This window comes from Streptomyces albidus (ex Kaewkla and Franco 2022) (genome assembly GCF_013870515.1).
GTDB lineage: Bacteria > Actinomycetota > Actinomycetes > Streptomycetales > Streptomycetaceae > Streptomyces > Streptomyces albidus.
In genome coordinates this window covers 1-6,689 of record NZ_JACBXA010000291.1, presented here as the reverse complement: position 1 = coordinate 6,689, position 6,689 = coordinate 1, and the positions used below count along the sequence as shown (strand labels likewise).

5 protein-coding genes are annotated in these 6,689 nt (G+C 70.9%); 4 read left to right on the top strand and 1 reads right to left on the bottom strand.

Annotated elements, in window-relative coordinates:
* Nucleotides 1–336 precede the first annotated feature (336 nt).
* On the bottom strand, nucleotides 337–1,953 hold the full coding sequence (locus H5J26_RS26910) for an MFS transporter (RefSeq protein ID WP_181768568.1): 1,617 nt from the start codon (nucleotides 1,951–1,953) through the stop codon (nucleotides 337–339).
* Nucleotides 1,954–2,063: 110 nt separating this feature from the next.
* Between H5J26_RS26910 and H5J26_RS26905 the strand changes: the two genes are divergently transcribed.
* The 4 genes from H5J26_RS26905 to H5J26_RS26890 all read left to right on the top strand — a co-directional run.
* On the top strand, nucleotides 2,064–2,762 hold the full coding sequence (locus tag H5J26_RS26905; protein ID WP_309238082.1) for a TetR/AcrR family transcriptional regulator: 699 nt from the start codon (nucleotides 2,064–2,066) through the stop codon (nucleotides 2,760–2,762).
* Between the two features lie 160 nt (nucleotides 2,763–2,922).
* On the top strand, nucleotides 2,923–4,164 hold the full coding sequence (locus tag H5J26_RS26900) for an alpha/beta hydrolase (RefSeq protein ID WP_419183858.1): 1,242 nt from the start codon (nucleotides 2,923–2,925) through the stop codon (nucleotides 4,162–4,164).
* A 176-nt stretch (nucleotides 4,165–4,340) separates the two neighbouring features.
* A complete protein-coding gene (locus H5J26_RS26895; protein ID WP_181768566.1) occupies nucleotides 4,341–5,240 on the top strand; it encodes a DUF4429 domain-containing protein in 900 nt (299 codons plus the stop codon).
* Between the two features lie 126 nt (nucleotides 5,241–5,366).
* Nucleotides 5,367–6,689 (top strand): sensor histidine kinase (locus tag H5J26_RS26890; RefSeq protein WP_181768565.1); only part of this gene is annotated, 1,323 nt, incomplete at its 3' end.

The following is a 6,689-nucleotide window of genomic DNA, read 5'->3' as shown; positions in this document are numbered from 1 at the left end:
AACGCGGTCACCCTCCGGGCCACTCCTCGACGGCTCCCCGCGGACACACGCCTGCCCGTCCCGTGCATGCTGATCAACTCCCCCGCTCACGGCCGGACTCGATCTGCCCGGCGCCGTGATCAGGATGCTCGGGAACATCGGCCCCGCCAATGGATTCCCGTCCGTTTCACCAGGACAGGTGGCGAAGTTGTCCACAGGCCACGGGCACGCTCAAGCCGGACGCCACGTCGTCCCACGCGGCGGGGGCGGCCGGAGACGACGACGGGGCGGAACGGCTGGGCCGTTCCGCCCCGGTTCTCGATCGCGGCGCTCGTTCCCGAGGCTGCCGCGGCAAGGTCACACGTGCACGGACGGGCCCGCGTCGTTCGCACCGCGCTTGGTGAAGAAGGCGACTCCCGCGGCGAGGACCGCGACGATGCCGGCGCATGTGAAGGCGAGGCCCATGCCGGAGATGAAGGAGTCGTGCAGGACGCCCTTGACCGCATCGGCGATCTGCTCCGGAGTTCCCCTGGGCGCGGGCGGAGCCACTCCGACCTCGGCGGCGCTCTTCAACTGGTCCTCCTGGCCCGGCTTGAGCGGCGGCAGCTTGGCCTCCGCCCACTTCTCCGGCAGGACGGTGTCCACACGGGAGGCCATGACGACGCCGAGCACGGCCGTGCCGAGGCTGCCGCCGACCTGCATCGCGGCCTGCTGCAGCCCGCCGGCGACACCGGCGTGCTCCATGGGCGCGTTGCCGACGATGACCTCGGTGGCGCCGACCATCACCGGCGCGAGGCCGAGGCCCAGCAGCGAGAACCAGAGCGACGTGGCGGCGCCGCCGCTGTCGGCGTCCAGGGTGGAGAGCCCGAACATCGCGACCGCCGCGATGACCATGGCGCCGACCAGCGGGACGCGCGGGCCGATCTTGGAGATCAAAGCGCCCGCCAGCGGCGAGGAGACGATCATCATCGCCGTGAGAGGCAGCAGATGGATGCCGCTGTCCACGGGCGACATGCCGTGCACGTTCTGCAGATAGAAGGTGACGAAGAAGATGCCGCCCATGAAGCCGAAGGCCATCAGCACCATCAGGACGGTGCCGGCGGTCAGCGGGACCGAGCGGAACATGCTCAGCGGGAGCAGCGGCTCGTGGGCCTTGGACTCCCAGAAGCCGAAGACGAGGAAGGTGACCAGCGCGCCCCCGAGGAAGCCCAGGGTCGCCGTGTCGGACCAGCCCCACGTCGGTGCCTTGATGAGCGCCCAGATCAGGCAGAACATCGCGGTCGACAGCAGCAGGATGCCCGGGACGTCGAAGGAGCGCGGTGCGTTCTCGGCGCGGTGGTCGCGGAGGATCACCAGACCCATCAGCAGCGCGACGAGAGCGACCGGGATGTTGATGAAGAAGACCGATTCCCAGCTGACGTGCTCGACCAGCAGACCGCCGACGATGGGACCCGCGGCGGTCGAGGCGCCGATCACGGCTCCCCAGATGCCGATGGCCGCGTTCAGCTTCTCCGCCGGGAATGAGGCCCGCAGCAGGCCGAGAGCCGCGGGCATCAGCAGTGCGCCGAAGAGGCCCTGCAGCACGCGGAAGGTGACGACGAGGGAGACGCTGCCGCCCAGTCCGATGACACCGGAGGCTGCGGCGAAGCCGACGACGCCCAGGAGGAACGTCTGACGGTGACCGAAGCGGTCGCCGAGTTTGCCGGCCGTGATCAAGGCGACGGCGAGGGCGAGCAGATATCCGTTGGTGATCCATTGGACATCGGCGAGTGACGCGCCCAGGTCCTTCTGGATGGCAGGGTTGGCGATGGCGACGATCGTGCCGTCCAGGGCGACCATGGTGATGCCGATGGCCACCGTCACGAGGGTCAGCCAGGGGTGGCCGCGGACGCCGGTGCGGGGGCCCGATATGCCCGAGTCGCGCGAACCCGGCGGTTCTTCCTGGTCCTTGGCGAGGCTGGTCTGGGAACTCATGACGCGAGGCTAGTGACAGTCGCTGACAATTGACAAACCGAATTATTCGTCGGTAGATGTCAGGCTGCTCACATCCAGGTGAGCGACAGACCGACCGGGAGGTGGCCGAAGTGACCGGACTGCGTGAGCGCAAGAAGCAGCGCACGCGGGACGCCCTCGTCCGCGCCGCCCACGAACTCTTCGTAGAACAGGGCTACGAGACGACGACGGTGGACGAGATCGTCGCCGCGGTGGACGTCTCCCAGCGCACCTTCTTCCGCTACTTCTCCAGCAAGGAGGAGGTGGCGTTCTCGCTCCAGAGGCTCGTGTCCGAGCGGTTCCTGGAAGCCGTACGCCAACGCCCGCCCGGGGGCTCGCCCGTGGAGGTGCTGCGCAGCACCCTGGTCGAGACATGGGGAAGCATCGGCGAGGCCATCGAGGAGATCGCCCCCATCCAGCTGTACATGCGGATGTGGCAGATCATCGAGACGACCCCCTCCCTCATCGCCGTCCACCTGCGGCACTCCATGGAGATGGAGGAGCAGCTGGCCGCCGAGGTCGCCCGCCGTGAGGGCCTGGACCTGGACGACGACCCGAGGCCCAGAGTGCTTGTCGCCGCCTTCTCCGGAGTGATGCGCGCGGCCATCCGCTCCTGGAGCGGCGGAGAGGACATCAGCGTGAGCGCCGCCCGCCAGGCCGTCGAGTCCTACGTGGCCCAACTCGGCCCGGCCCTCAGCCAGGACTGGAGCACCGGCGGCACGAGCCCGAGCCACGTGGTGAGCGCCGCTGCCCTCACGGCCCGTCCCCCCGGGACGCCCTCCTCCAACTGACCCACGGGCGGGGTGACTTTCCCGGCGCGCTGCCCGAACGCCCCCTCAATGCGACGACGGCCGCACGTACGCCCGAACTGACCCAATCAGGCATGGTGAAACGTGAGATGGGTCACGGCGCGCACGAGTACTCGGCCGCGTCTCCTAGGGTGGCTGCCCAGTGACTTCCTTCTCCGCCCTCAGCCACCCCCTGTCCGGATCCGGCTTCCCCGCCCCGGGTACCCCGGGCGCCAACTTCTGGCGCGCGGTGCTGACGCTCGCGGTGGTACTGGTCCTCCTCGCGACGACCGGCTGGACCGCGATCCGGGAGGACAGCGCCCCCGGCCCCTACGCCGCGGGGCTGCTCGCCTGGGAGAAGGGCTCCATCGCAGGTCGTCAGCTGCCCGGGCCGGACGAGAAGCCCGGCACCGTCGCCCGCTTCCTCCGCTCGCTCAGCGCCGGCCAGCAGCAACGGCTCGCCGACCGCTATCCCCTGGTGGTCGGAAATCTGGGCGGCGCTCCGGCGGAGCTGCGCTACCGCGCCAACCACAAGGCGCTCCTCGAAGCCCGCGACGTGGAGCGCAAGCGCGTGACCGACGAGCGGCTCACCGACGAAGGACGCCATTCGGCGAGCCGCCGCATGCACCGCTTCGAGTCGATGCTCAAACCGGGGCGGCAGATCCTCGCCTTCGATCCGACGGGGCGCGGCCGCGCCGCCGAGGTCTTCGGCGATCTCGACGAGGCACGACGGGTCTCGGTCGTCGTGCCCGGCGTCGACACCGACCTGGTGACGTTCGAGAGGTCCGACCGCCCGTACTCGGCGCCCGCCGGAATGGCGCGCGCGCTCCAGGATCGGCAGCGGTCCGCGGCACCTGGCGTCCCGACGGCCACCGTCGCCTGGGCCGACTACACCGCGCCGACCGGCCTCGGGGTCGAGGCCGCCTCAGGACACCTCGCCGAGGACGGAGCGGAGCGGCTCACCGACTTCGTCCACGGGCTGCGGAACTCGCGCATCTCGCTGTTCTGCCACAGCTACGGCTCCGTCGTGTGCGGAGACGCCGCGGACGAGCTGCCCGGACGTGTCGGCGACATCGCGGTCTCCGGAAGCCCGGGTATGCGCGTGGACGCCGCGGCGGACCTCGGCACCAAGGCCCGTATCTGGGCGGTACGCGACCGCGACGACTGGATCGCGGACGTACCGCACATGGAGGTCGGCGGGCTCGGCCACGGTGCGGACCCCCTCTCGTCAGCCTTCGGAGCGCGCAGGCTCTCCGCGGACGGCGCGATCGGGCACACCGGTTACTACGTGCCGGGCACCGGCAGCCTGGACAACTTCGCCGACATCGCCACCGGTTCCTACTCCGCGGTCGACTGCGCCTCCAGCGACCCGGGGTGCCTCGGCTCCTCGAACCGCAGCGTCTAGCGAATTCCGCAGTTCACTCCCGTACCTCGGCTCTCACGCCGATGACGCCGCCGTGCGCGTACGGCCGCTCCCGAACAGCGCTGCGGCTCTCCGTGCCGGCCTGGGGGCGGTAAGTAATTACGCGCGTAGCGCTGAGGAGGGGGACGTGCGGGCAGGTCGCGCATACGATGGGCCGCATGGGTGACGTACTGGCTGGAATTCACTCCACCTGGGAGTTCGACACGGACTCCGTGCTCATCCGCTTCGAACGGGGGATCCGCACGCCGAAGCTGTTCCACGTGCTCGGGGAGCGGCGCGTCCCGTACGAGGCGCTGAGCGCTGTCGAACTCGCGCCGGGTGGCAAGCGCGGCACCGTGGTGTTGCGCGCCGAGCCGCGCCTGGGCGCCGATCCGCTGCTCGAGGCCGCAGCGGGGCAGCTGAAGGACGGCTGCGACCCGTATCGCCTGGTGCTGCCGGCCGAGCGCGAGACGCTGGCCGACTACTACGCCACGGAGCTGCGCGCCGTTCTGGGCGCGGACGCGGACAAGCCCGCCGAGCACCACCTCGTGGCCGCTCCGGCACCACCGCACAGCTTCAAGGCCTACGACGGCAAGGCCTCGTTCGACGGCAAGACTGTCTTCTTCCGCTGGTTCTGGACGGGAGCCTCGTCCACGAAGTGGAAGGCGGGCGACCAGAGTTTCCAGGTGACCGAGCTGGAGGACGTCGAGTGGCGTTCGCCCGAGGTCACCGGAGGCCACCTGCGTCTGCTGCCGCGCGGCGGCAAGGCACCCGAGGAGGGGGAGCCCGACAAGGACCCGGCGTCGGTGGTCTTCGGCATCGGCTACGGGCTGGTGCACGAGTCGCTCCCGTTCGCCGCTTCCGTCCTGGAAGCCGTACGGGCGGCGGGGCCGGAGGCGTCCCTGGAGGGTCCGTCCTCCCCGCAGGGGATCCGGCCTTCGCGCACCGCGCACCCCGGCCGCTCCGACCCGGCCGACATCGCGGAACGCATCCGGCACCTCGGAGAGCTGCACGAGGCGGGCCTCCTGACGGACGACGAATTCACGAAGAAGAAGACCGACCTGCTGGCCGAGCTCTGACCTGCCCGGGCTCCACCTGCCGGGACAGCCGTACGCACCGAGCGCGGGCCCTACTGCCGTAGGGGGTGCATCCGGTACCCGCGTATGACGTGAAGCCCCGCGAGAGCCCCATACTCTGAGCGCGCGATGCCCACCTCTCCCCCGGTCCCCCCGCCCGCCGAGCCGTCGCACGGGCAGGGCCAGCCGCAGACCGGGCCCATGCAGACGGCGCTGCGAGGGCTGCGCTCGATGGGCGCCGCCCTGACCACGCCGTCCGGCTTCGAGGGGCCGCCGCCCACGCAGGTCTCCGGGCTGCGGGGGCGACGGCTGGCGTACGCGCTCATGCTCGCCCTCGTCGCCGTGCTGATCCCGACCACGTCCAACGTGCTCAGCCAGGACTACGGTCTGCCGGGTGCCGTGGCCACTTCCTTGGGCTTCGCCCAGGCCGGACCGCTGCTCCTGGCGGTGACCCGGCCGCTTCAGGCGTGGTGGATCGTGATCACGGCGGACACCGTCGGCGCGCTGCTCGTCCTGTTCACGCCGCCCGGCGAGCTCTCCTGGCCGTGGACGGCGATGGTGATCCTCGGCTATCTGGCGCTCTGTCTGGCCCTGGCGGTACGGGAGAGCCGCCGCACGCTCATCGCCGTATGGGCGGTCACCGTCGTGCTCTCGCTGACGCTCGGCTTCCTCGCGCAGGACCGCAGCGACGGTACGAACGTGCTGCTGATCGTGCTCAGCGGCATCGTTCTGCTGCTGGGCGGAACGGTGCGCGAGCGGGCCGACGCGCAGCGGCGTCTGGCGGAGCAGGAGACGATCAGCGAGGCCGAGCGCTCCCGGCGCACTCTGCTCGAAGAGCGCACGCGCATCGCCCGAGAGCTGCACGACGTCGTCGCCCACCACATGTCCGTCATCACCGTCCAGGCGGACAGCGCGCCGTACCGGCTGAGCGGGCTGCCGCCCGAGGCGCAGGAGGAGTTCGGCTCCATAGCCGCCACGGCTCGCGAGTCGCTGTCCGAGATGCGCCGCCTGCTCGGCGTGCTGCGCAGCGAGGAGAACCACGGTGAACGCGCGCCGCAGCCCGGCCTGGACCGGCTCGGTCAGCTGGTGGAGGCGACCGTACGCGCGGGAGTGCCCACCGAGCTGTCGGTCGCACCCGGGACCGCCGGACTGCCGCAGGCCGTACAGCTCTCCGCCTACCGCATCGTGCAGGAAGCGCTCGCCAACGTCGTACGCCACGCGCCCGGCGCTCCCACCCGCGTATCGGTCACCGGGGACGGCGTACGCGGCAGCACGGGCGACGCGGAGACGGCCAGCGACAACGGCGGCCGCATCAGGAAACGCCTCTCGAAGGTCCGCGACGAGCGTGCCCGTTCAGCAGAGAACACGGACGGCAACGGTGATGCGGACGGCGCCGCCCACGAGCATGCGGCCGTCGATCCGGCCCCGGACGCCGGGGCGTTCCTGACCGTG

Coding starts and splice junctions, on each gene's coding strand:
- H5J26_RS26895 (WP_181768566.1), top strand. CDS start 4,341: ATGGGTGACGTACTGGCTGGAATTCACTCCACCTGGGAGTTCGACACG.
- H5J26_RS26910 (WP_181768568.1), bottom strand. CDS start 1,953: ATGAGTTCCCAGACCAGCCTCGCCAAGGACCAGGAAGAACCGCCGGGT.